This window comes from Streptomyces sp. AK010 (genome assembly GCF_014207295.1).
GTDB lineage: Bacteria > Actinomycetota > Actinomycetes > Streptomycetales > Streptomycetaceae > Streptomyces > Streptomyces massasporeus.
Window position 1 is genome coordinate 395,523 of sequence record NZ_JACHCX010000002.1, and the last position, 24,220, is coordinate 419,742.

The 24,220-nt window shown below is 71.6% G+C and carries 21 protein-coding genes; 9 read left to right on the forward strand and 12 right to left on the reverse strand.

The window, feature by feature from the left end; genetic code table 11:
* A complete protein-coding gene (locus tag HDC93_RS05110) occupies positions 1–999 on the reverse strand; it encodes a YafY family protein (protein ID WP_185007553.1) in 999 nt (332 codons plus the stop codon).
* A gap of 62 nt (positions 1,000–1,061) precedes the next feature.
* Between HDC93_RS05110 and HDC93_RS05115 the strand changes: the two genes are divergently transcribed.
* The 5 genes from HDC93_RS05115 (at position 1,062) to HDC93_RS05135 (ending at position 6,966) form a co-directional block, all read left to right on the forward strand.
* Positions 1,062–2,570, forward strand: a complete 1,509-nt coding sequence (locus HDC93_RS05115) for an MFS transporter (protein ID WP_185007555.1) — start codon at positions 1,062–1,064, stop codon at positions 2,568–2,570.
* 180 nt (positions 2,571–2,750) lie between these two features.
* Positions 2,751–3,512, forward strand: coding sequence for a DeoR/GlpR family DNA-binding transcription regulator (locus HDC93_RS05120; RefSeq protein ID WP_185007557.1), 762 nt, complete (start codon positions 2,751–2,753; stop codon positions 3,510–3,512).
* Positions 3,509–4,456, forward strand: coding sequence for a 1-phosphofructokinase (gene pfkB / locus HDC93_RS05125; protein WP_185007559.1), 948 nt, complete (start codon positions 3,509–3,511; stop codon positions 4,454–4,456). Before HDC93_RS05120 ends, pfkB begins: the two co-directional genes overlap by 4 nt.
* A 177-nt stretch (positions 4,457–4,633) precedes the next feature.
* Complete coding sequence (locus HDC93_RS05130) at positions 4,634–6,691, forward strand: fructose-specific PTS transporter subunit EIIC (protein ID WP_185007561.1); 2,058 nt, start codon at positions 4,634–4,636, stop codon at positions 6,689–6,691.
* A gap of 116 nt (positions 6,692–6,807) precedes the next feature.
* Positions 6,808–6,966, forward strand: coding sequence for a hypothetical protein (locus tag HDC93_RS05135; protein ID WP_185007563.1), 159 nt, complete (start codon positions 6,808–6,810; stop codon positions 6,964–6,966).
* Positions 6,967–6,999: 33 nt separating this feature from the next.
* Here HDC93_RS05135 and HDC93_RS05140 read toward each other — a convergent pair whose 3' ends face one another.
* From HDC93_RS05140 to HDC93_RS05155, 4 genes are all read right to left on the reverse strand, one after another.
* Positions 7,000–7,746, reverse strand: a complete 747-nt coding sequence (locus tag HDC93_RS05140) for a DUF6227 family protein (protein WP_185007565.1) — start codon at positions 7,744–7,746, stop codon at positions 7,000–7,002.
* 180 nt (positions 7,747–7,926) lie between these two features.
* On the reverse strand, positions 7,927–9,144 hold the full coding sequence (locus HDC93_RS05145) for an Ig-like domain-containing protein (protein ID WP_185007567.1): 1,218 nt from the start codon (positions 9,142–9,144) through the stop codon (positions 7,927–7,929).
* A gap of 163 nt (positions 9,145–9,307) precedes the next feature.
* Positions 9,308–10,336 (reverse strand): P1 family peptidase, encoded by a 1,029-nt coding sequence (locus tag HDC93_RS05150; protein WP_185007569.1) that lies wholly within the window; start codon positions 10,334–10,336, stop codon positions 9,308–9,310.
* 219 nt (positions 10,337–10,555) lie between these two features.
* Positions 10,556–11,791 carry a low temperature requirement protein A gene (locus HDC93_RS05155; RefSeq protein ID WP_185007571.1) on the reverse strand — a complete coding sequence of 412 codons (1,236 nt, stop codon included), beginning with the start codon at positions 11,789–11,791 and terminating at the stop codon, positions 10,556–10,558.
* Between the two features lie 56 nt (positions 11,792–11,847).
* Between HDC93_RS05155 and HDC93_RS05160 the strand changes: the two genes are divergently transcribed.
* Positions 11,848–12,027: a hypothetical protein gene (locus tag HDC93_RS05160; RefSeq protein ID WP_185007573.1), complete on the forward strand. Its 180-nt coding sequence runs from the start codon at positions 11,848–11,850 to the stop codon at positions 12,025–12,027.
* A 187-nt stretch (positions 12,028–12,214) separates the two neighbouring features.
* Here HDC93_RS05160 and mscL read toward each other — a convergent pair whose 3' ends face one another.
* The 6 genes from mscL to HDC93_RS05190 all read right to left on the reverse strand — a co-directional run bounded on the left by mscL (position 12,215) and on the right by HDC93_RS05190 (position 18,042).
* Positions 12,215–12,673 (reverse strand): large conductance mechanosensitive channel protein MscL, encoded by a 459-nt coding sequence (gene mscL / locus HDC93_RS05165; protein ID WP_185007575.1) that lies wholly within the window; start codon positions 12,671–12,673, stop codon positions 12,215–12,217.
* 123 nt (positions 12,674–12,796) lie between these two features.
* Entirely contained in the window at positions 12,797–13,387 is a 591-nt protein-coding gene (locus tag HDC93_RS05170) for a hypothetical protein (protein WP_221516232.1), read from the reverse strand.
* 237 nt (positions 13,388–13,624) lie between these two features.
* Positions 13,625–14,485 carry an S-methyl-5'-thioadenosine phosphorylase gene (locus HDC93_RS05175; protein WP_185007577.1) on the reverse strand — a complete coding sequence of 287 codons (861 nt, stop codon included), beginning with the start codon at positions 14,483–14,485 and terminating at the stop codon, positions 13,625–13,627.
* A gap of 77 nt (positions 14,486–14,562) precedes the next feature.
* Positions 14,563–14,886 (reverse strand): FmdB family zinc ribbon protein, encoded by a 324-nt coding sequence (locus HDC93_RS05180; RefSeq protein WP_185007579.1) that lies wholly within the window; start codon positions 14,884–14,886, stop codon positions 14,563–14,565.
* 67 nt (positions 14,887–14,953) lie between these two features.
* Positions 14,954–16,246 (reverse strand): MFS transporter, encoded by a 1,293-nt coding sequence (locus tag HDC93_RS05185; RefSeq protein ID WP_185007580.1) that lies wholly within the window; start codon positions 16,244–16,246, stop codon positions 14,954–14,956.
* 266 nt (positions 16,247–16,512) lie between these two features.
* Positions 16,513–18,042, reverse strand: coding sequence for a potassium/proton antiporter (locus HDC93_RS05190; protein ID WP_185007582.1), 1,530 nt, complete (start codon positions 18,040–18,042; stop codon positions 16,513–16,515).
* Positions 18,043–18,280: 238 nt separating this feature from the next.
* On the opposite strand from HDC93_RS05190, the gene HDC93_RS05195 reads away from it, so the two are divergent.
* The gene (locus HDC93_RS05195; protein WP_185007584.1) at positions 18,281–21,115 is read left to right on the forward strand and encodes a penicillin acylase family protein; all 2,835 of its coding nucleotides are present in this window, start codon (positions 18,281–18,283) and stop codon (positions 21,113–21,115) included.
* Positions 21,116–21,173: 58 nt separating this feature from the next.
* On the opposite strand, the gene HDC93_RS05200 is transcribed toward HDC93_RS05195, so the two are convergent.
* Positions 21,174–21,722, reverse strand: a complete 549-nt coding sequence (locus HDC93_RS05200; protein ID WP_398983856.1) for a 5-formyltetrahydrofolate cyclo-ligase — start codon at positions 21,720–21,722, stop codon at positions 21,174–21,176.
* A 168-nt stretch (positions 21,723–21,890) separates the two neighbouring features.
* On the opposite strand from HDC93_RS05200, the gene galU reads away from it, so the two are divergent.
* Positions 21,891–22,814: a UTP--glucose-1-phosphate uridylyltransferase GalU gene (galU, locus tag HDC93_RS05205; RefSeq protein WP_185007588.1), complete on the forward strand. Its 924-nt coding sequence runs from the start codon at positions 21,891–21,893 to the stop codon at positions 22,812–22,814.
* A 4-nt stretch (positions 22,815–22,818) separates the two neighbouring features.
* Positions 22,819–24,159, forward strand: a complete 1,341-nt coding sequence (gene glp / locus HDC93_RS05210) for a gephyrin-like molybdotransferase Glp (RefSeq protein WP_185007590.1) — start codon at positions 22,819–22,821, stop codon at positions 24,157–24,159.
* Positions 24,160–24,220 lie beyond the last annotated feature (61 nt).

Below are 24,220 nucleotides of genomic sequence, written 5' to 3' on the forward strand. Positions count from 1 at the left end.
TCACACCCCGCCACCCACACCCCCGCCCGCGTCCCCTCCGGCCGCCGCCCTGCTCAACCGCGCCCCCAACTCCCTCACCGCCGTGACGAGTTGCTCCGGCTCGTGCACCACGAAGTCGCACTCCAGCATCGCCAGCCGGAACGCCACCCACTGCACCGCGTCCCCGACGGATCCCCGCAGCCGGCAGCTGCCGTCGTCCAACGGCTCGGGCGTGCCCAGCCAGTGGGGCACCCGGGCCGCGACGAAGTCGGCCGGGGCGGCGAACGTGACCTCGAAGTCGTAGACCGGCTGCTGCCGTTGCATCGAGCGCCGCAGGTACTCCGCCGCGTTCCCCGTCGGCAGCTCGCGCGGCACGAAGCGTGCCCCGGTGGCGAACGGCTCGCCGACCCGGTCGACGCGGAACGTGCGCCAGTCGTCCCGGTCGATGTCGTACGCCACCAGGTACCAGCGGCGGCCCGTCGACACCAGCCGGTACGGCTCCGTCAGACGCCGCGTCTGAGTGCCGTCCGCCGCCCGGTAGGCGAACCGCAGCCGCTCGTGCCCGGCCACCGTCGAGGCCATGACGGTCAGTGTCTCGGGCGCGATGCTCGGCCCGTCCCCGCTGGTCCACGGTGTGGTCGCGGCCTGGAGGGTGGTCACGCGGTGGCGCAGCCGTCCCGGCAGGACCTGCTCCAGCTTGGCCAGCGCCCGCACCGACGCCTCGTCCAGGCCTTCCACCGCGTGCCCCGCCCCGGCGCGCAGCCCGACCGCGATGGCCACGGCCTCCTCGTCGTCGAGCACGAGCGGCGGCATGGCCTTGCCGGCGACCAGCCGGTAGCCGCCGTCGGCGCCCTTGGTCGCCTGGACGGGATAACCGAGCTCCCGCAGTCGGTCGATGTCCCGCCGCACCGTGCGACGCGACACCCCGAGCCGCTCGGAGAGCTCGCCGCCGGGCCATTCGCGGGGCGTCTGGAGGAGGGAGAGGAGAGTCAGCAGCCGAGCCGGAGTGTCCGTCGTCATACCGAAGAGGATGCCGCACCACTAGGTCATGATCTGACCTAATGGGGGTCTACCTTCGAAGCATGAACTCCACCGACACCACTCTGCGCACAGCGGGCGGCGGGACCGACCGCCGGCGCTGGTTCGCCCTCGCGATCGTGATGACCGCGGCCTTCATGGACCTCGTCGACGTGACCATCGTCAACATCGCCATACCGTCGATCCGGCAGGAGTCCGGCGCCTCCTTCAGCCAGATCCAGTGGATCACCGCCGGTTACGCCCTCGCCTTCGCCGCGGGCCTGATCACCGGCGGGCGGCTCGGCGACATCCACGGGCGTAAGCGGATCTTCCTCGTCGGCATCGGCGGATTCACGGTCGCCTCCGCGCTGTGCGGCCTCGCGGTGAACCCGGAGATGCTGGTCGCCTCGCGCTTCCTCCAGGGCGGCATGGCGGCGCTGATGGTGCCGCAGGTGCTGTCGATCGTGCACGCCACCTTCCCGGCGCACGAGCGGGGCAAGGTGTTCGGGCTGTTCGGCGCGGTCGTCGGACTCGGGGCCGTGTCCGGTCCGCTGCTCGGCGCGCTGCTGACCGAGTGGAATCTGTTCGGCTGGGAGTGGCGGTCGATCTTCCTGATCAACCTGCCCGTGGGCATCGCCGGACTGATCCTGGGCAGCCGCTTCATCACCGAGTCCAAGGCGCCGCGCGCCCTGAAGCTGGACCTGGTGGGCGTCGCGCTCGTGACGCTGGGCCTGCTGATGCTGCTCTATCCGCTCATCCGCGGTCGCGAGCTGGACTGGCCGGTGTGGGGATACGTCTCGATGGCCGGCTCGCTCGTCGTCCTCGTGGTGCTGGTGGCGTACGAGAGGCGCAAGGCCGCGCGGGACGGTTCCCCGCTGGTCGAGCTGTCGCTGTTCAAGGTCAAGAGCTTCGCGGCCGGGATCGCCGTGCAGACGGTCTTCGGGGTCGCGCTGGGCGTGTTCTTCCTCGTGTGGACGCTGTACATGCAGGTCGGGCTGAACTGGAGGCCGCTGAAGGCGGGCCTGACCGGGGTGCCGTTCTCGATCGCCGTGTCGGCGGCCGCCGGGATGTCCGTGCAGATGCTGGTCCCGCGCTTCGGCCGCAAGGTGCTCCAGGCGGGCGCGCTGGTGATGGCGGCCGGAGTGCTCCTCTACATCTGGGAGTCCGGGCACTACGGCCTCGCCATCGCCCCCTGGCAGATGGCGCTGCCGCTCGTCGTGATGGGCGTCGGCATGGGCCTGATCGTCGCGCCGCTGACCGACGCGATCCTCTCGGAGGTGCCGCGCGAGCACGCCGGTTCGGCGTCGGGGCTGATCAACACCGTGCAGCAGATGGGCAACGCGCTGGGGCTCGGCCTGGTGTCGGTGGTGTTCTTCGGCACGATCTCCGACCACCTGCGGCCGGAGCAGGCGGGTCCGGCCTTCGTGGACGCCTTCCAGAACGCGCTCGGCTGGGTCGCCGCGGTGATGGGCGCCATCTTCCTGCTGATGTTCGCGCTGCCGAAGCGGCCCGCTCAGCACGTGGAGGGGGAGCAGGCGCCGGTGGAGGAGAAGGAACCGGCGCTGGCCTCCTAGGGAATCGGTGCCCTCAGGGCTGTCGGCTGGGGACACATCGGGCCCGGCACCTTCGGGTGCCGGGCCCGCTCGCGTTTCTGCCTGTGCCCGACTGGGTCCGAACCTGTTTACTTTGCGGAAATCTCGGCGTAGCCTCCCGCTGAAACCACACGTTCGGGCATGAGGTGGAGGTGAACGGACATGTACGCACCGGAGCGGCAGCAGGAGATCCTCCGGCTCGCCCGTGACGGCGGCCGAGTGGATGTCGTGTCGCTGGCCGAGCAGTTCCAGGTGACGGCGGAGACGATCCGCCGGGACCTGAAGGCCCTCGACCGCGCCGGACTCGTCCGCCGGGTGCACGGCGGGGCCATCCCGGCCGGGCGCCTCGACTTCGAGCCGGACCTCGCCGAGCGCGAGACGACCGCCGCCGACGAGAAGGACAGCATCGCCAAGGCGGCCCTCGCCGAGCTGCCCGACGAGGGCACGGTGATCCTCGACGCCGGGACGACGGTGGCCAGGATGGCCGCCGCCCTCCCGCTGGAGGCCTCCCTCACCGTCGTGACGCACAGCCTCCCCATCGCGGCCCGCCTCGCCGACCACCCCGGCATCCAGCTCCACCTCATCGGAGGGCGCGTACGGCACCGCACGCGCGCCGCCGTGGACGCCTGGGCGCTGCGGGCGTACGGCGAGATCCGCGCCGACGTGCTGTTCGTGGCCGCGAACGGCTTCTCCGCCGAGCACGGCCTGACCACCCCCGACCTCGCCGAGGCCGCCGTGAAGCGCGCGGCCGTGGCCGCCGCCCGTCGCGTGGTGCTGCTCGCCGACTCCTCCAAGCACGGCCAGGAGCACTTCGCCCGCTTCGGTGACCTGAGCGATGTGGACCTGCTGATCACCGACAGCGGGCTGAGCCCAGAAGACGCCGTCGCGATCGAGCGCGGCGGCACGGAAGTAGTGCGCGCATGATCCTCACCGTCACCCCGAACCCGTCCCTGGACCGCACCTACGAGGTGCCGTCCCTCGACCGCGGCGAGGTCATCCGCGCCACCGGCGAGCGGATGGACCCGGGCGGCAAGGGCGTGAACGTCTCGCGCGCCGTCGCCGCGGCCGGCCGGCGCACCGTGGCGGTCCTGCCCCTGGGCGGCGCCCCGGGCGCACTCGTCGCCGACCTGCTCGACCAGCAGGGCATCGAGGTCGCGCCCGTCCCGGTCGCCGGGGCCACCCGCTCCAACATCGCCCTCGCCGAGTCCGACGGCGTCCTGACGAAGATCAACGCCCCCGGCCCCGAACTCTCCGGCGCCGAACGGGAACTGCTCCTGGAGACCGTGCGGCAGCAGTCCCGCGACGCCTCCTGGATCGCCTGCTGCGGCAGCCTCCCGCGCGGGCTCGCCCCCTCCTGGTACGCCGACCTCGTCGCCCGCGCGCACGCCGCCGGGGTACGGATCGCCCTGGACACCTCCGGGCCCGCACTGCTCGCCGCCCTGCGTGAGCGGCCCGACGTGGTCAAGCCCAACGCCGAGGAGCTCGCCGAAGCCGTCGGTCGCCCCCTCGCCACCGTCGGCGACGCCGTCAAGGCCGCCGAGGAACTGCGGGAGATGGGTGCCCGGGCCGTCCTCGCGAGCCTCGGCGCCGACGGACAGCTGCTCGTCTTTGACGACGGCGCCTGGTTCGGCAGCGCCCGCGTGGCCGCCGTCCGCAGCAACGTGGGCGCCGGCGACTCCTCCCTCGCCGGTTTCCTGATCGCCGGCGGCAACGGCCCCGAGGCCCTGGCCTCCGCCGTCGCGCACGGCGCCGCGGCCGTCCAGCTGCCCGGCAGCGTGATGCCGACGCCGGGCGACCTGGACCCGGCGGCGGTGACGGTCACGGCCGAGGTCCCGGCGGACCGCGTGCTGAAGGAGCCGGCCTCATGACCCGCAAGGAGCCGGCCTCATGACCCACGACGAGCAGCGCGGACCGACGCGCGAACGGCGGGCCCCCTCCCCGTTACCCACCCGCCCCGCCTCCCTCCCCGTCACCCCCCACCGCACCCCCGTCCCCCTCCCCGCCCACCCCTCCCACCGGGCGATACGCGTGCTAAGGAGCCCGCGATGAGCGACATGATCACGGCGGACCTGGTCGACCTCGGCCTGTCCGCCGACACCAAGGAAGCGGCGGCGCGTGCCCTCGCGGAGCGCATGGTGGCCCTGGGCCGGGTGACCGACCTGGACGGCTTCCTCGCCGACGTGGCCGCCCGCGAGGCCCAGATGCCGACCGGCCTGGACGGCGGCATCGGCATCCCGCACTGCCGCAGCGAGCACGTCACCGAGCCGACGCTCGCCTTCGGACGCAGCGCCGACGGCATCGACTTCGGCGCGGCGGACGGCCCCGCCGACCTGATCTTCCTGATCGCCGCGCCGGCCGGTGCGGACGACGCCCATCTGACGATCCTGTCGTCGCTGGCCCGGCAGCTGATGAACAGCGAGTTCACCGACGCCCTGCGCGCGGTGGGCGACGCCTCCGCGGCCGCGGCCCTGATCCGCGGCGACGAGCCGGACGCGCCCGCCCCGGCGGGTTCCGAGAACACCGTGGCGTCGGCGGGAGCGGCCTCTCCCGCCGCCGCCACGGTCACCGACGACGACACCGCCGCCGAAGAGCCCTCCCCAAAGCGCCCGTTCCGCATCGTCGCCGTCACCTCCTGCCCCACGGGCATCGCCCACACCTACATGGCCGCCGAGTCGCTGGAGAACGCCGGCCGCGAGGCGGGCGTCGAACTCACCGTCGAGCCCCAGGGATCGGCCGGTTTCACCCGCGTCGCCCCGGAGGTCATCGCGGCGGCGGACGCCGTGATCTTCGCCCACGACGTCCCCGTACGGGAGAAGGAGCGCTTCGCGGGCAAGCCCACCGTCGACGTCGGAGTGAAGGCGGGCATCAACCGCCCCGCCGAACTCATCGCCGAGGTCCGTGAGAAGGCCGCGCGTGGCGAGGTCACCTCCGGATCCGCCCCTGCCACCCCGGTGGAGCGCGGGGGCGAATCCGGCGAGGGCTACGGCACCAAGTTGCGCAAGTGGCTGATGTCCGGCGTCAGTTACATGGTGCCGTTCGTCGCCGCGGGCGGTCTGCTCATCGCCCTCGGGTTCGCGATCGGCGGCTACAAGATCAACAAGGCCCCGTCGGTGATGGACCACTTCCTGTGGACCCAGGCCGACAGCTGGGCCGCCCTGCTCTTCCAGATCGGCGGCGTCGCCTTCGGCTTCCTCGTCCCGGTCCTGGCCGGCTACATCGCCTACGGCATGGCCGACCGGCCCGGCATCGTGCCCGGCTTCGTCGGCGGCATGATCGCGTTCAACATCAACGCCGGCTTCCTCGGCGGTCTGGCGGCCGGTCTGATCGCCGGTGGCGTGGTGATGGCGATCCAGAAGGTGAACGTCCCGGCGGCGCTGCGGGGCATCATGCCCGTGGTGGTGATCCCGCTGATCTCCTCGGCGATCGTCGGGTTCCTGATGTTCGTCGTCATCGGCAAGCCCATCGCCGAGGCCCAGAAGGGCATGACCGACTGGCTGAACGGCCTGTCCGGCAGCAACGCGATCCTGCTCGGCACGCTCCTCGGCCTGATGATGTGCTTCGACCTCGGCGGCCCCGTCAACAAGGTCGCCTACACCTTCGCCACGGCCGGCATCGCGGTGGCCAGCCCCAGCGACTCGGCCATGAAGATCATGGCCGCGGTGATGGCGGCCGGCATGGTCCCGCCGCTGGCCATGGCCCTGGCGACGACCGTGCGGGGCAAGCTCTTCACCCAGACCGAGCGCGAGAACGGCAAGGCCGCCTGGGTGCTCGGCGCCTCCTTCATCTCCGAGGGCGCGATCCCCTTCGCCGCGGCCGACCCGCTGCGCGTCATCCCGGCCTCCATGGCGGGCGGCGCGGTCACCGGAGCTCTGTCGATGGCCTTCGGCGCCACTCTGCGCGCCCCGCACGGCGGCATCTTCGTGGTCCCGCTGATCGGCAACCCGTTCCTCTACCTGGTCGCCATCGCCGCGGGCGTCTGCGTCACGACGGCCCTGGTCGTCGTCCTGAAGGGCATGCGCAAGCCGGCCCCGGGCGCCGCGCCGGCCTCCGGCGAGGGCGGCGCGGTCCGGGCGGCGGAGGAGAAGCAGCCCGTCGCGGCCTGAAACGGCCGGGGTTCGCCCCTTTCGGGGTGTGTGAACCGTTCATGCCACCTGCGAGATAGATCACGAAAATCACGGCCCGGGATCGTAGTCCCGGGCCGTGGTGTCTACTGGGGCGCATGCCTGAGCACGTCTCCCGATGGCCCGAAGGCCACCCTCTCCCCGCCCTCCCGCAACAGCGGCAGACGGGCCCCCGGTCGGAGTCCGTGGAACTGACCGCCGAGGAGAGAAACGCCTTCGCCGAGCTGGTGCGTCAACTCGGCGACAGAGGCGTCTAGGACCTGCTCCACACGACAGGTCCGGGGCCCGTCTCAGGAGAGCTGCGCCGCCCGCCGCTCCATCGCCTCACGCGCCGCGTCCTCGCTGACGTACACCTCGCACATGTGCCGCCCGTCGGGCGTCGCCGTGTGCTCGACCTCCCAGAGGGAGACCTCCGCGCCGTCGCGCAGCAGGAACGCGTGCTCGTAGAGCGAGAAGCCCAGCCCCGCCCGGCCCGCGCGGCACGGCCGGCCGAAGGCCTGGGTGATCTGGTGCCCGGACGCCGTGGCCAGCAGGTCCGCCGTGTCGGCGCCCGGCCGGTCCGTGTTCTCCGCCCGGCGCAGTAACCTGCGCGCGTGGTCCGCGGAGTTCTCCGCGGCGTACGCGTGCCGGGGTGCCGGGACAGGGGAGAGCTGCACCGTCACCGGCAGTTCGAAGTCCGGGGTGTCCGGCGGCAGCGGCAGTCGCGCGGTGGCGGCGCGCAGCTCCTCCTCGTCGATGTACACCTCGTGCTGCGGCTCGCTGCCGGGCGCGGTGTTGTGGACGAGCTCCCAGAGCGTGAGCGCCGAACCGTCGGCGAGCAGCCACGTGTGCCGGTACGTCTCCCGGTGCAGGCCCGCGCTGTGGTGCGCGGAATGCAGCGAACCGTCGTGCGCCAGCGCGCAGTCCAGGCGCCTTATCGCCTCGTCCGGTAGCTCGAAGGAGTTCAGGGCGCGGCCGAGGAGTCGCGCGAGGTGCTCCTCCGGAGACTCGGGCGAGTCGTGGGGTTCGTACGCTGCCGTCTCGTACGGAACGCTCAAGGTTTCTCCCGGCGTTGCTGCATGTCACCTTGTGGGTGCATACCGTAGCCCCTCGGTCGGACATCATGTCCGGGAACCGAGAAAACGTACGTCCGGGAAAACGCGCGGGCCGCGCGAATGGTTCCCGCGCGGCCCGGTCGGTTCGGTCAAAAGCCCCTGGAGGGACGGACTTTCGGCAGGTCAGGCAGTGCCGCCCGAGACCCACTGGCTCCACGGCATGTTCCAGCCGTTGAGCCCGTTGTCCGGCGACACCGTCTTGTCGGGGGAGTTCTTCACGATCACCACGTCCCCGATCAGGGAGTTGTCGTAGAACCACTTCGCCGACGTGCTGCCCCCCGCGCCCTGGACGTCGGCGAGACCCACACAGCCGTGGCTGGTGCCCTGGCGGCCGAAGGGCGGGTTGCCCTTGTTGTACCAGTAGTTGCCGTGGATGAAGGTGCCCGACGTCGTCAGACGCATCGCGTGCGGCACGTCCGGGATGTCGTACTCGCCGCCGAGACCGACCGTCCGGCTGTTCATCCGGGTCTGCACGAACTTCTCGGAGATCACCATCTGCCCGTTGTACGTGGTGTGCTCCGGGCTGCCCGCCGAGATCGGGATCGACTTGACGGTCTTGCCGTCCCGCACCACCGTCATGGTCTGGGTGTTGACGTCGACCGTGGAGACCTGCGAACGGCCCACCGTGAAGGTGACCGTCTTCTTCTGCACCCCGTATACGCCGTTCGCGCCCTCGACCCCGTCCAGGTCGACCTTCATCGTGACCTTGGAGCCGGCCTTCCAGTACTCCTCCGGCCGGAAGTCGAGCCGCTGCCCGTTGAACCAGTGCCCGACGACCTTCTGCCCGCTGCTGGAGGTCACCGTGATGTGCGACTGCACGTCCTTGCGCGCGGTGATGACCTTGTCGAAGGTGAACGACACCGGCATGCCCACACCGACCGTCATGCCGTTGTCCGGCGTATACGTCCCGATGAAGCTGTTGGACGTCGTCACCGTCGTGAAGATGGAGTTGGCCGCGGCCGTCCGGCCGTCCGCGTCCTTGGCGGTCGCCGATATCTGGTACTTGGTCCCGCGCTCCAGCTGCTCCTTCGGCTTCCACACCGTGCCGTCACCGGAGACCGAGCCCGCAACGGTCGGCCCGCTGCCCGCCACCGTCATCTTCACGTCGGTCAGCTTCCCGTCGCTGACCTTCACACCGGTCGAGTTGATGGACGCGCCGGTCGAACCGTCCTTGGCCGAGATGGCGATCTTCGCGACGGACGTCTTGGTGCCGCCCTTGCCGTCCTTCTCGTCGTCCTTGGCGTTGGCGCTGCCACCGCAGGCGGTGAGCGTCAGGGCGCCGACCATCAGGGCGGCACAGGCCCCCAGAGTGCGCCGCGCTGAAATGTTCGGCGTTGTCACGGTCTGCTCCTAGTTCATGTGATGTTGCGTGATCCGCTCCAGTACGTGGGAGAAGAGGGGCGGGGGAGCCGGTCGGGTTCCGTCCGTTTCCCATGAAGGCCGTCACGTGACAGAACCGCGACACATTCCGGGCCGGCTGTGGATCCGCTGTGCGCAGGCCTGTTCAGCGGCCCGCATACAACTCCCCGTACGACGGCCACGCCCCGCCCGGACCGTCCACCGTCTCCGCGGCCCGTACGGCCCGGACGATCGCCCGCGTCACCATGTCCGCGCCCGCCGCCAGGATCTCGTTCAGGGCGAGCGGGTTCGCGGCGTCCAGCGCGCGGTCACCCGTCGCCAGCGCGAACACCGTGTCCCCGTCGTTGAGGAGATGGACCGGACGCACCGCCCGGGCGATGCCGTCGTGCGCCGTGCCGGCCAGCTTCTGCGCCTGTGCCTTCGACAGATCCGCGTCCGTGGCGACCACCGCGAGTGTGGTGTTGAGCGGCGGCGGCGTGCTCCTCGCGGCCGTCTCCGCCAGACGCCGCTGCGCTGCCGCGTGGACCTCCGCCCCCGGGTACTCCACCCGTCCCTCGAACAACTCCCCGTACAGCACCCCCGTTTCCGGATCCACCGTCGAACCCGCCGCGTTGGCCACCACCAGCGCGGCCACCGTGATCCCCGACCCGAGCACCGTGCTCGCGCTGCCGACACCGCCCTTCACCACCCCGGTCACCGCTCCGGTGCCCGCGCCCACGCACCCCAGGGGCACGGGTGCGCCGAGCTCGCTCGCCGCGGCGGCCTCGACCGCGGCCCGGCCGGTCGCGGCGTCCGGCCGGGCCCGGAAGTCGCCGCCCCGCCCCAGGTCGAAGACGCAGGCCGCGGGCACCACCGGCACGACATGCGCCGGGTCCGCCCCGACCCGGATGCCGCGCCGGCGGTCCTCCAGCCAGGCCATCACCCCCGACGCCGCGTCGAGCCCGTAGGCGCTGCCACCGGTCAGCACGACCGCCTCCACCGTCCGCACCACGTTGCGCGGATCCAGCGCGTCCGTCTCCTTGGTGCCGGGCCCGCCGCCCCGCACGTCCACGGCGGCCACGGCCCCGCCCTCCGGCGCGAGGACGACGGTGGTGCCGGTGAGCCAACCGTCGCCGATGCGGGTCGCGTGCCCCACCCGCAGGCCGGAGACATCCGTCAGTGCGTCAACTGTCATGACGCACAGTCTCGTCGAGCTGCCGGTCCCGGCGGGCGTGCCGAGCCGGTGGGTGTGCCGAGGAGGGCGTGCCGAGCCGGTGGGTGCGCCGAGGAGGGCGTGCCGAGCGTGGGCGTGCCGAGTAGGTGGGTGAGCCGAGCAGGGCGCCGCCCTCGGTCCGCCGCCCTGCCGGGGGAGATCAGCCCGGCGACGGTCGCGAACGACGGAGCGCGGGCGCTCTCACCCGGTTCGCGTGGCCGTCCCGCTCTGCCGGGCGGCGGGGCGCGTGGCCGCCAGCGTCTCTCCGGCGACCACCGACAGCGCGCAGACCACACCCGCCGCGAACACCGCCCAGTGCCCGAGGAACGTGCAGCAGATCACCAGCAGGGCCGTGGTCGGCAGCACCAGCTGCTGGGTGATGCCCCGCTTGAAGTGACGTGAGTGCAGGGCCCACACCGTGAGCAGGTACAGGGCCGTCGGCAGGGTCACGGCCGCCGACGCCGCCAGCGTGGAGATGTGCGCCTTGCCGACCGTCTCCTCCACCGCCACCTCCAGCCCGGCCCCGATCGCCGCCGCCGACGCGAGCACCACGTAGTGGCCGTAGCCCCAGAGGAACGCCTGCCGGTTGGACCGCAGATGGCCGTGGATGGGCACCACGAAGTAGATCCACCACGCGGCGAAGACGATCAGCAGCCCGCCCGTCGCGATGGGGAGGAGCTCGCCCAGCGCGTCGTTCTCGTCGATGCCGGACTTCATCGCGACCGTGGCCGCAGCGATCGTCTCGCCGAGCACGATGATGGTGAACAACCCGTACCGCTCCGCGATGTGGCGGGGGTGCCAGGACGTGGTGTGCCCCCTCTCCGCGAAGGGCGGCACGCACATCTCCAGCAGCGCCATCACCAGGAACCACCAGGGCCGGGCGCCCTCGGGCAGGAACAGCAGCCCCAGCCAGCCGACCTGGCACGTCAGCACGCCGCCGGCGTAGCGCAGGGCCGTCGTCCGCTCCGGGCCCTCGGCGGCGCGGGCCGCCCGCAGCCACTGCGTCGCCATGGCCACCCGCATGATCGCGTAGCCCAGCCAGACCACGAGGTAGTCGTGCTCCTCGAACGCCCGCGAGACCCCCGCCGCCAGAACCAGCACACCGGCGATCTGCACCAGCGTCACGACCCGGTAGAGGACGTCGTCGTTGTCGTACGCCGAGGCGAACCAGGTGAAGTTCATCCACGCCCACCACAGGGCGAAGAACACCATGGCGTAGTCGAGGATCCCCTGGCCCGCGTGCCCCTCGGCGACGGAGTGCACCAGCTCGATGCCCGCCTGGGCGACGGCCACGACGAAGCACAGGTCGAAGAAGAGCTCCAGCGGCGAGGCCGTCCGGTGCGCCTCGTCGCGGCCACGGGCCCGGAGCCTGCCCAGGGGTTGTCGGATGCCGGGCGCGCCGGAGGGGACGGGCGGGGGAGCGGGGCTGGACGTCATGCGTCCCAGCACAGCAGAAGGCGCGGGGAATTTCTCCGCGACCGTACCCTGGTTGCATGAGTACCGTCCCCGGCCCCGAGCCGCGCGAGCCGAAGCCCGCGCTGGTCTTCGACGACCCGCTCGACCAGCAGTCCTTCGACGACACCGACCGCGGCTGGGGCGAGCGCGCCGACTCCGGCGGCAGTGCGGCGGACCTCAAGCGCTTCCTGGACGAGAAGCCGCCCCACCACCTCTGAACCGTCCGCCACCCCTGAACCGTTCGGGACCCCTGAACCGCCCGGGACCCCTGAACCGCCCGGGACCGCTGAACCGCCCGGGACCGCTGAACCGCCCGGGACCGCTGAACCGCCCGGGACCGCTGAACCACCCGCGAGGCCGCCGCCGACGCCGTTCGAAGGGCCCGGGCCACCGCCCGTGACGCCGCTACTGCCGGTCGTGCCCCGAGCCTCGCTGGGCGACCAGGGCGTCCCGGATCTCCTTCAGGACCTCCAGCTCGGTGACTTCGAGGACCTCCTGCGTGTCCTCCTTCGCCTTCCGGCGCGCCTCCTGCCGGGCCAGGTACTTCGCCATGGGCAGGACCATCAGGAAGTAGACGACCGCCGCGGTGATCACGAAGCTCAGGGCGGCGCCGAGAACGGAACCCCAAAGGATCTGGATGCCCTGCTCGCCCTCGCAGGTCGAGCTCAGGCACGAGCTGTAGTGGTCGAGGTTCTTGGTCCCGATGGCTCCGACGACCGGGTTGATGATCCCCTTCACCACGGCGTTGACGATGTTGGTGAAGGCGGCACCGATCACCACCGCCACCGCCAGGTCCACGACGTTCCCGCGCATCAGGAAGGTCTTGAAGCCCTGCCAGACGCTCGGTTCCTTCTTCTCGCTCACCTCGGGGCCTCTCCTCGTACGAGCAGCTTGTGGAACAAAACGCTCCGCAACCTACGTCACGCCTGGGCCGAACCGAGCACTCGGGTCCTTCGAACGAGGGCCTTGACCAGATCACGCACAGCATCACCACAGCGTCACCGCCAGCCGCCCCGTGGCACTCGCGCCGGCCAGCCGCGCGGCGGTGGCCCGCGGCACCGACAGCACGACCAGCGCCCCGCTGTCGCCCGCGTCCGCCAGCGGCTCGGGCACCTTCGTCACCCTGGCCCCGCGCGCGACCACCCGGGCGTCGCCGCCCGGCACCGTCCCCTCCGCGGCGATGACGTCGACCCGGTCCCCGGGCCGCAGCAGCCGCACCGTGGCCGCGTCGGCGATGCGGACCGGGGCCGTCACCGCCCCGGCGGCGCGGCGCGGGTGGGCGGACTGCTCCCCGGACAGGGCGGCCGTGTGCGCGGGAGGCCGGGCCCGGGGATGACCACGGGCCCCGTCTGAATCGCGCGGGCCCGCCGCCACGAGTGCCGTCGCGGTGACGGCGAGTCCGACGGCCACGGCCCGCCGCCGGTGCCGCACGAGCCGGGCGGACCGGTGACCGCCGCGAACCCGCACCGGGTCGAACCGCGGCACCTCACGCGTCGCGGGCACCTCGGCCCCGCGCGGGTACGAGGCGAGCGACCAGGAGGGCGACGAAGGCACGACCGAGGAACGAGCGAGGGACATGGGGACCACCACCTGCGACGAGGGACCGGCTTGCGCTCCCCACGATGAGGCTTCCCGACGCCGCCCGCTCAGGCCTGTGGACCCACTGCCGGCCTGTGGACAACTCCCTCACCCGAACGGCACGTTCCACCCTCCCCCGGAGCCCCGGAGCCCCGGAGCCCCGGAGCCCCGGAGCCCCGGAGCCCCGGAGCCCGGGAGCCCGGGAGCCCGGGAGCCCGGGAGACCAGGGCCCGCCGGCTACGGCAGCACGAACCCCGGATCCATCCCACCCAGCGCACTGGCACACAGACAGTCCCGCTCACCCTCCCCGGGCAGCCCTGCCACCGCGTCGAACAGCACCCCCCGCAGCCGGTCCACGTTCGCCGCGAACACCCGCAGCACCTCGTCGTGCGAGACCCCCTCGCCCGTCTCGGCACCCGCGTCGAGGTCGGTGACCAGGGTCAGGGACGCGTAGCAGAGCTCCAGCTCACGGGCGAGCGCCGCCTCGGGATGGCCGGTCATGCCCACCACCGACCAGCCCTGCGCCTGGTGCCACAGCGATTCCGCACGGGTCGAGAAGCGCGGCCCCTCGACGACGACCAGCGTGCCGCCGTCCACCGGTTCCCAGTCCCGGCCCCGCGCCGCCTTCAACGCGACGGCCCGCCCGGACGGGCAATAGGGGTCGGCCAGCGAGACGTGCACCACGTTCGGCACGGAGCCGTCCGGCAGCGGATGCCCGTCGAAGTAGCTGCCGGCGCGGGACTTCGTGCGGTCGACCAGCTGGTCCGGCACGAGCAGCGTGCCCGGCCCGTACTCGGGGCGCAGACCGCCCACGGCGCAGGGGGCGAGGACCTGGCGTACGCCGACCGAGCGCAGCGCCCACAGGTTGGCCCGGTAGTTGATCCGGTGCGGCGGCAGGTGGTGGCCCCGTCCGTGCCGCGGCAGGAAGGCGACCCGCCGGCCGGCTACCTCACCGAGGAAGAGGGAGTCGCTCGGCGGCCCGTACGGGGTGTCGACCTGGATCTCGGTCACGTGGTCGAGGAAGGAGTAGAACCCCGAGCCGCCGATGACGCCGATCCCGGCGCCTGCCTGGTCCGTCACGTTCGCCTTGTTCGCCATGCCCGCACCCTAACCGCAGGCGGAAACGCCGAGGACCCCGTCGCCCGAAGGTGACAGGGTCCCGTAAGAATCAGGCCTTACGCGGCGGTGGTGCTGCTGCTGGAGGAGCTGTTGGTGCTCGACGACGAAGTCGAGCCGGAGCTCGACGAGCCGGAGTCGGAGGACGACGAGCCCGAGGACGAGGTGCTCGACGACTTCGCGGCCGGGGAGCTGCTCGACGAGGAGCCGCGGCTGTCGTTCCGGTAGAAGCCGGAGCCCTTGAAGACGATGCCGACCGCCGAGAACACCTTCTTCAGGCGGCCCTTGCAGCTGGGGCACTCGGTCAGGGCGTCGTCGGTGAACTTCTGCACCGCCTCGAGGCCCTCGCCGCACGCGGTGCACTGGTACTGGTAGGTCGGCACTGTCTTCCTCCTGGCACTCTCACTCGATGAGTGCTAACGACGATCCATAGTGACGTATTCCGGCCGCTCAGTCCACTGCCACCGGCACGCGGTGACCCACGCCACGCGCGACGGTCCGGCCGTTGCCCCGCGCCGCCAGCCGGGAACGCAGGGCCAGGAGGGTCGCCAGGGCCAGGACCGTGCCGCCCATCGGCACCAGGAAACCGGCGCCCGACCAGAAGCGGTCCTCGAGCTGACCGGCGGCCGTGACGGCGGCGGCCTGGCCGAGTGCCACCGCTCCGGTCAGCCAGGTGAAGGCCTCGGTGCGGGCACCGGCCGGGACCAGGCTGTCGACCAGGGTGTAGCCGGTGATCAGGGCGGGCGCGATGCACATGCCGACCAGCAGGCCGAGGCCGGCGAGGACCAGCACGGAGTGGGCGGCCCACAGGCCCGACGCGGTGAGGGCGAGCGCCGTGTAGCCGACGACCAGGCGCCGCTGCGGGGCGGCCTTCCAGGCGATCGCGCCGCAGACCACGCCGGAGAGCATGTTGCCCGCGGCGAAGACGCCGTAGAGGACGCCGTTCAGGCCCGGTTCGCCGATCGACTCCGTGAACGCGGCCAGCGAGACCTGCATGCCGCCGAAGACGGTGCCGATGCCCAGGAAGGTCACGATCAGCACGCGCACCCCGGGGACGCGCAGCGCCGAACCGTGCTCCACGCGCGCGTGCCCGTCGGCGGCGACGGAGGGCTGCGTGCTCTTCTGCGCGGCGAACAGCAGGCCGCCGATCAGGGTCAGCGAGGCCTCCGTGACCAGTCCGGCGGCCGGGTCGACCGCCGTGCACAGGGCGGTGGCCAGCAGCGGTCCGACCACGAAGGTCAGCTCGTCCGTGACGGACTCGAAGGCCGCCGCGGTGGTCATCAGCGGCGAGTCCTTGAGCTTCACGCCCCAGCGGGCCCGCACCATCGGGCCGACCTGCGGCACCGAGGCACCGGTCGGGACGGCCGCCACGAACACCGCCCACAGGGGCGCGTCCAGCAACGCCAGCGCGGTGAGCGTCAGCCCGGACAGTGCGTGCAGCAGCACGCCGGGGATCAGCACGGCGCGCTGCCCGTAGCGGTCGGCGAGGCGGCCGCTGTACGGCGCGAACAGCGCCATGGAGACACCGGTGACGGCCGCGGCGGCGCCCGCCGCTCCGTACGAGCCGGTGGTGTGCTGCACCAGCAGCACGATGGAGATGGTCAGCATCGCGAACGGCTGACGTGCTGCGAAGCCGGGGAGCAGGAACGTCCAGGCGCCGCGGGTGCGCAGCAGCCGGCCGTATCCCGGGCGGGCGGAAGCCGCCGGGTTCTCCGACGCCTTCGAGGTGACCGTGGACACCACGGCCCGTGCCTTTCTGCCGCCTGGTAGCGCGGCCCCGTAGCGGGCGGCGCCGAGAGCTGTCCTCTTGCGCGGAACTGCGGTAGATGCCGGGGCCCGGTGAGGAGGGGTGTCCCGACCGCCATACGGTCGCGCCAGCTCTGCGTCAGGCAGAGTTGGTTCGATCTGAATAACGCCTTCATCGTACAGGGATCAAGGGGTGCGTGCCTGTGAAAGTGAGCACCACGGGCCGGTCCGCCTTGCAAATCACATTGGGGATAAAACCTGTCTTACTGGCCTGCCCCGTCCGTCCCCAGCCAGCCGGCCAGTTTGCCGCCGTGTCCCACGGCCCGCAGCCGGCTCTCGGTCGCGTCCCGGACGGGATCCGTGGCGACCACCAGGAGCTCGTCCCCTCGTTGCAGGATCGTCGTCGGCAGCGGGACGAACGATTCGCCGCCGCGCACGATGAGCGTGACGGCCGCGCCGTGCGGCAGCCGCAGCTCGGCCACCTCCACGCCGTGCATCTTCGATCCGTCGGGGATCGCCACGGACAGCAGGTGCCCGCGCAGCCGCTCCAGGGGTGCCGACTCGATGCCGAGGTCGGAGGCCTGCGAACCGTCGCCGAGGCGCAGCTTGCGGCCCAGCCAGGGCAGCGTCGGGCCCTGGACCAGGGTGTAGACGACCACCAGCACGAAGACGATGTTGAAGATCCGGCGGCTGGCGTCGACGCCCTGCACCATCGGGATGGTCGCCAGGATGATGGGCACGGCCCCGCGCAGTCCCGCCCAGGACATCAGGGCCTGCTCCTGCCAGGCCACCCGGAACGGCGAGAGGCAGAGCACCACGCTGAGCGGTCGCGCCACCATGGTCAGCACCAGCCCGATGACCAGCGCGGGCACGATGTCATCGCCCAGCTCGTGCGGCGTGACCAGCAGGCCGAGCAGGACGAACATGCCGATCTGGGCCATCCAGCCGAGCCCGTCGGCGAACCCGCGCGTGGCCGGCCAGTGCGGCAGTCGCGCGTTGCCCATCACCATCGCGGCGAGGTACACCGCGAGGAAGCCGCTGCCGTGGGCCAGCGCGCCCGCCGCGTACGCCACCACGGCGATCGCCATGACGGCGATCGGGTAGAGGCCGGACGCGGGCAGCGCCACGTGTCGCAGCCCCCAGGAGCCCAGCCAGCCCACCGCGAGACCGATGGCCGCGCCGATGGCCAGCTCCAGCAGGATCACGCCCAGCAGCGAGTACCAGTGCTCGACCGGCCCTGCCGTGGACAGGGACACCACGAGGATGACCACCGGGGCGTCGTTGAAGCCGGACTCCGCCTCCAGCATGCCCGTCACGCGCGCGGGCAGGGGGATCTTGCGCAGCACGGAGAACACGGCCGCCGCGTCCGTCGAGGAGACGACCGCCCCGATGATGAGCGCCTGCCGCCATTCCAGCCCGATCAGATAGTGCGCGGCAGAGGCCGTCACCCCGACGCTCACCGCGACACCGGCCAGCGCCAGTGCCGTGGCGGCGGGCAGGGCCGGTTTGATCTCCTTCCACTTCGTGCCCAGACCGCCCTCGGCCAGGATCACGACCAGGGCCGCGTATCCGATGACCTGGGTCAGTTCGGCGTTGTCGAAGTGGATGTCGCCCACGCCGTCCTGGCCCATGGCGACGCCTATCCCCAGGTACACGAGCAGGCTGGGGAGCCCGCTGCGCGAGGAGATCCGTACCGCTGCGACGGCGACGAGCAGGACGAGCGAGCAGACGAGCAGGAGCTGGTTGAGGTGGTGAACAGTCAGCGGCTGAATCCTTCCCTGGCCCGCACGCACGCCCGCGTGGGCTCACGTACATCGCACATCAAGCTGTGGCGCACCGCGCCAACTACTTCGTTACCTTACCTAACTCTTGACGATTTCTTGACGCTTCCGGGGGCAAGATCGAACGTCCGTGCGCGCTGGTTCCCGACTCCGCGTCAAGGGGTGCAAGGCCCTGCGCCTATCGTTGCTCCAGCGCTCAGTTAAAAGCACAGCCGAACCTGCCGCTCGCGTTAGGACAGCAAGGACAGCGATGCCCCCCAACACCACCGCCTCCACGGGTCAGCAGCCCGGCAAGTCCGGCAGGAGAAAGGGGCGCAAAGCCCGACTTATCGTGCTCGTCCTGGTGCTGGCCCTCATCGGAGGCGTGGCCTACGGGTCGTACTGGTCCATCAGTACCGTCCGGGCCTCCTTCCCGCAGACCAAGGGCACCCTCACGCTGAAGGGCCTGTCGGGTCCCGTCGAGGTCAAACGCGACAACTACGGCATCCCGCAGATCTACGCCTCCTCCGACGCGGACCTGTTCATGGCGCAGGGCTACGTCCAGGCGCAGGACCGCTTCTACGAGATGGACGTCCGCCGCCACATGGCCTCCGGGCGGCTGTCGGAGATGTTCGGCAAGAGCCAGGTCGACAACGACGAGTTCCTGCGCACCCTCGGCTGGGACCGGGTCGCGAAGCAGGAGTACGACACCAAGCTGTCGCCCGCCACGAAGAAGTACCTCCAGGCCTACGCCGAGGGAGTCAACTCCTACCTCCAGGGCAAGGACGGCGAGGACATCTCCCTGGAGTACGCGGCGCTGGGCTTCACCCACGACTACAAGCCGCAGGCGTGGACCCCGGTCGACTCGATCTCCTGGCTGAAGGCGATGGCCTGGGACCTGCGCGGCAACATGCAGGACGAGATCGACCGCGCCCTGCTCACCAGCCGCCTCGGCCCGAAGCAGATCGCCGACCTGTACCCGCAGTACCCGTACAGCCGGAACAAGGCGATCGTCCAGGAGGGCCAGTACAGCGAACTGGCGGGAGCGTTCCAGCAGGGCGGCACGAACGGCACCTCCGGCACGAACGGCGCCTCCGGGACGAACGGAACGGGCGGCACCTCCACCGGCACGGCGTCCGGCGGCTCCGGCACGAGCGGTACCGCTTCCGGCATGAGCGGCACCGCCTCCGGGGCCTCGGGCACCGCGGGCCTGGACAGCCAGCTCGGCGGCCTGACCCGGGTCCTGGACGACCTCCCGCCGGCCGTCGGCGTGAACGGCGACGGCATCGGCTCCAACTCCTGGGTCGTCGGCGGGAAGCACACCATCAGCGGCAAGCCGCTGCTGGCCAACGACCCGCACCTGTCGCCGTCCCTGCCGTCCGTCTGGTACCAGATGGGCCTGCACTGCCGCAGCGTCTCCAGCACGTGCCAGTACGACGTCAGCGGCTACACCTTCGCCGGCATGCCGGGCGTGGTGATCGGTCACAACCAGGACATCGCCTGGGGCATGACCAACTCCGGCGTCGACGTCACGGACCTCTACCTGGAGAAGATCACCGGCGACGGCTACCTGTACGACGGCAAGGTCAAGCCCTTCGTGACGCGCGAGGAGACCATCAAGGTCGCCGGGGGCGAGTCCAAGAAGATCGTCGTCCGGGAGACCAACAACGGGCCCCTGCTGTCCGACCGCGACGAGGAGCTCGTGAAGGTCGGCAGGAAGGCCACCGTCGACACCGCCGCACCCGACCGGGGTGACGGCTACGGCGTCGCGCTGCGCTGGACCGCCCTGGAGCCCGGCACCACCATGGACGCCGTCTTCGCCATGGACAAGGCGAAGAACTGGACCGACTTCCGCAAGGCCGCCTCGCAGTTCGAGGTGCCGTCGCAGAACCTGATCTACGCCGACAACGAGAACCACATCGGCTACACGCTGCCGGGGAAGATCCCCCTGCGCGAGGAGAGCGACAACGGCTCCATCCCGGCGCCCGGCTGGGACCCCGAGTACCGCTGGACCGGCTACATCCCGCAGGACGCGCTGCCCTACGAGTACGACCCGGAGCGCGGCTACATCGTCACCGCCAACCAGGCCGTGATCGACCCGGACAAGTACCCGTACACGCTCACCGCGGACTGGGGCTACGGCGCGCGCAGCCAGCGGATCACCGACCTGATCCAGTCGAAGATCAAGGACGGCGGCAAGATCTCCACGGACGACATGCGCCAGATGCAGCTGGACAACAGCAGCGAGGTCGCCCGGCTGCTGGTGCCCACGCTGCTGAAGATCGACCCCGAGAACAAGGACGTCCGCGAGGCGCAGAAGCTCCTGGAGGGCTGGGACTACACCCAGGACGCCGACTCCGCGGCCGCGGCCTACTTCAACGCGGTCTGGCGCAACGTCCTCAAGCTCGCCTTCGGCAACAAGCTGCCCAAGGAGCTGCGTCCCAAGGGCCAGTGCCTGTGGGTCGAGCCGGTCAACACCACCGGCCCCGCCGACGAGGCCGAGAAGGTCCGCGAGTGCGGCCAGCGCGACCCCGACAAGGCGCAGCCGGACGGCGGCGACCGGTGGTTCGAGGTGGTCCGCAAGCTGATGGACCAGCCGGACAGCGAATGGTGGAGCACCCCCAAGGTGGGCACCCGCCCCGCCGCCCACAACCGCGACCAGCTGTTCAAGCGGGCCATGATCGACGCTCGCTGGGAGCTGACCGCCAAGCTCGGCAAGGACATCGACTCCTGGAGCTGGGGCCGGCTGCACCGCCTGTTCCTGAAGAACCAGACCCTCGGCACCGCGGGCCCCGAATTCATCCAGTACGCCCTCAACCGCGGCCCCTGGGAGCTCGGCGGCGGCGAGGCCACGGTCAACGCGACCGGCTGGAACGCGGCCGGCGGCTACGGGGTGGTGTGGGTGCCGTCCATGCGGATGGTGGTGAACCTCGGCGACCTCGACAAGTCGAAGTGGATCAACCTCACCGGTGCCTCAGGGCACGCCTACAGCGCCCACTACGTCGACCAGACCGACAAGTGGGCCGACGGTGAGCTGCTGCCGTGGGCCTTCTCGGACCAGGCGGTCGAGAAGAGCACGAGCGACAAGCTGGTGCTCAAACCGTGAGCCACCGGCACCCGTAGGACGAACGGCCCTCCACGCACGCGTGGAGGGCCGTTTCGCGTCACGGCTCCGGGATGAACCGCCGTACCCCCGACGGTGTCACCACCGCGTGCACCGGCCGGTCGTGCGGCTCCTCCGGGACGTGCCCGACGACCTCGGAGTCGTACAGCAGCACCACCAGGGCGGGATGAGCGCCCGCCCGCTCCAGCCGTGCGAGGACCCGGTCGTACGAGCCGCCGCCCCGCCCGAGCCGCATCCCGCGCGCGTCCACCGCGAGCCCCGGCAGCAGCACCGTGTCGGCGGTGGTCACGGCATCCGGCCCGAGGCGCTCGCCCGCGGGTTCGAAGAGGGCCATCCTGCCGCCGTGTTGCACCCGCGCCAGGGAGGCCTCGCCCTCGTACGGCCCCCAGTCCAGGTCGTTGTCGGGCAGCAGGACCGGCAGCAGCACGCGCACGCCCCGGGCGTGCAGCGCGTCCAGGAGCGCGCGCGTCCCCGGTTCGCTCCCCACCGAGACATACGCCGCCACCGTCCCGGCCTGCCCCAACTCGGGCAGCTCCAGCGCCCGACCGGCCAGCTCGGCCGACGTATCCCGCAGGTCATCCGCCGTCAACCTGCTCCTCACCGCGAGGATCTCGCGCCGCAAACTCCGCTTGTCAGGCTCGCCCGGACGTGCGATAGGCCTCAATGGTTGCTCCCGTACTATGGCAATACGCTCGTATGAGCACCTATGAACCGGAGCCGCAGATTCCATGCAAAGGCACCGGATAGGGTGGCGGACATGACTCAGCACCCTCGGATCAGCAAGGCTGTCATTCCCGCAGCAGGCCTCGGCACCCGGTTCCTGCCGGCCACCAAAGCCACTCCCAAGGAGATGCTGCCGGTCGTGGACAAGCCCGCGATCCAGTACGTGGTCGAGGAGGCGGTCGCCGCGGGTCTCGACGACGTCCTCATGGTGACGGGCCGCAACAAGCGCCCCCTCGAGGACCACTTCGACCGCAACTACGAGCTGGAGTCGGCCCTGCAGAAGAAGGGCGACGCCGGCCGCCTCGCCAAGGTGCAGGAGTCCAGCGACCTCGCGACGATGCACTACGTCCGCCAGGGCGACCCCAAGGGCCTCGGCCACGCCGTCCTGTGCGCCGCCCCGCACGTGGGCGACGAGCCCTTCGCGGTCCTCCTCGGCGACGACCTCATCGACCCCCGCGACCCGTTGCTGCAGCGCATGGTCGAGGTCCAGGAGCAGCGCGGCGGCAGCGTCATCGCGCTCATGGAGGTCGCCCCCGAGCAGATCCACCTCTACGGCTGCGCGGCCGTGGAGACCACCGAGGACAGTGACGTCGTCCAGGTCAGCGGCCTCGTCGAGAAGCCCGACCCGGCGGACGCGCCCTCCAACTACGCCATCATCGGCCGCTACGTCCTCGACCCGCACATCTTCGACATACTCCGCCGGACCGAGCCCGGCCGCGGCGGCGAGATCCAGCTCACCGACGCCCTCCAGCAGCTCGCCGAGACATACACATCAGCGGCTACCGCCGCGGAGAAGACCGGCGGCCCGGTGCACGGCGTCGTCTTCAAGGGCCGCCGCTATGACACCGGCGACCGCGGCGACTACCTGCGTGCCATTGTCCGACTCGCATGCGAACGTGAAGACCTGGGCCCGGACTTCCGGACCTGGCTTCGCAGTTACGTAGCCGAGGAGATGTAGCACGTTGAGCAGCGCCGCGCCCCACGTCACCGGCCAGGACCACTTCGGCCCCGACCACCTCTGGTCGGTGGACGAGCACCTGGAGGACATCCTCGCCACCGTCCGGCCCCTGGAACCCATCGAGCTGCATCTGCTCGACGCCCAGGGCTGCGTCCTCGTCGAGGACATCACGGTGCCGGTGTCCCTGCCGCCCTTCGACAACAGCTCGATGGACGGATACGCGGTACGGGTCGCGGACGTCGCGGGCGCGAGCGAGGAGTTCCCGGCGGCCCTCGAGGTCGTCGGGGACGTCGCCGCCGGCCAGGCCGAACTGCTCCATGTGGGCCCCGGCCAGGCCGCCCGCATCATGACCGGCGCCCCCCTGCCGCCCGGCGCCGAGACGGTCGTGCCCGTCGAGTGGACCGACGGCGGGCTCGGCGAGGGCCCGGTGCGCGGCATGCCCGCCCGCAGCCTCGGCCCCGAGGGCGCCACCGGGCACGTGCAGGTGTACCGCCCGGCCGAGGCACGCGCGCACGTGCGCGCCAAGGGCAGCGACGTGCGGGCCGGCGACCGCGCCCTGGAGGCCGGCACCGTCCTCGGCCCGCCCCAGATCTCCCTGCTCGCCGCGATCGGCCGCGGCACGGTCCGGGTCCGCCCGCGCCCGCGCGTGGTGGTGCTCTCCACCGGCAGCGAACTCGTCCAGCCCGACACGGAACTGGGCACCGGTCAGATCTACGACTCCAACAGCTTCGCCCTCACCGCCGCAGCCCGCGACGCCGGCGCCATCGCCTACCGGGTGGGTGCCGTCGCCGACGACGCCGAGACCCTGCGCTCGACCATCGAGGACCAGCTGGTCCGTGCCGACCTGGTGGTCACCACGGGCGGGGTGAGCGTGGGCGCGTACGACGTGGTCAAGGAGGCGCTGTCGCACGTCGGCGACGAGGACGAGCCCGGCAGCGGCATCGACTTCCGCAAGCTCGCCATGCAGCCCGGAAAGCCCCAGGGCTTCGGCTCCATCGGTCCCGACCACACCCCGCTGCTGGCCCTGCCCGGCAACCCGGTGTCGTCGTACGTCTCCTTCGAGCTGTTCGTCCGCCCCGCGATCCGCGCCCTCATGGGCCTGCGGGACGTCCACCGCCCCACGACCCGGGCGACGCTGACCGCCGACAAGGCGCTGACCTCCCCGAAGGGCCGCCGTCAGTTCCTGCGCGGCACCTACGCCGACGGCAAGGTCACACCGGTCGGCGGCGCCGGATCCCACCTGGTCGCCGCCCTCGCCCACGCGGACGCCCTGATCGCCGTCCCCGAGGACACCGTCCGTGTCGAGCCCGGCACCGAGGTCGAGGTGGTCCTGCTCGGCCGATAGCCGCTGGTTGGGGGTACCGTGTCGCGCACAACAGGCCCGTGCGCTGCACCGCGACGGGCCC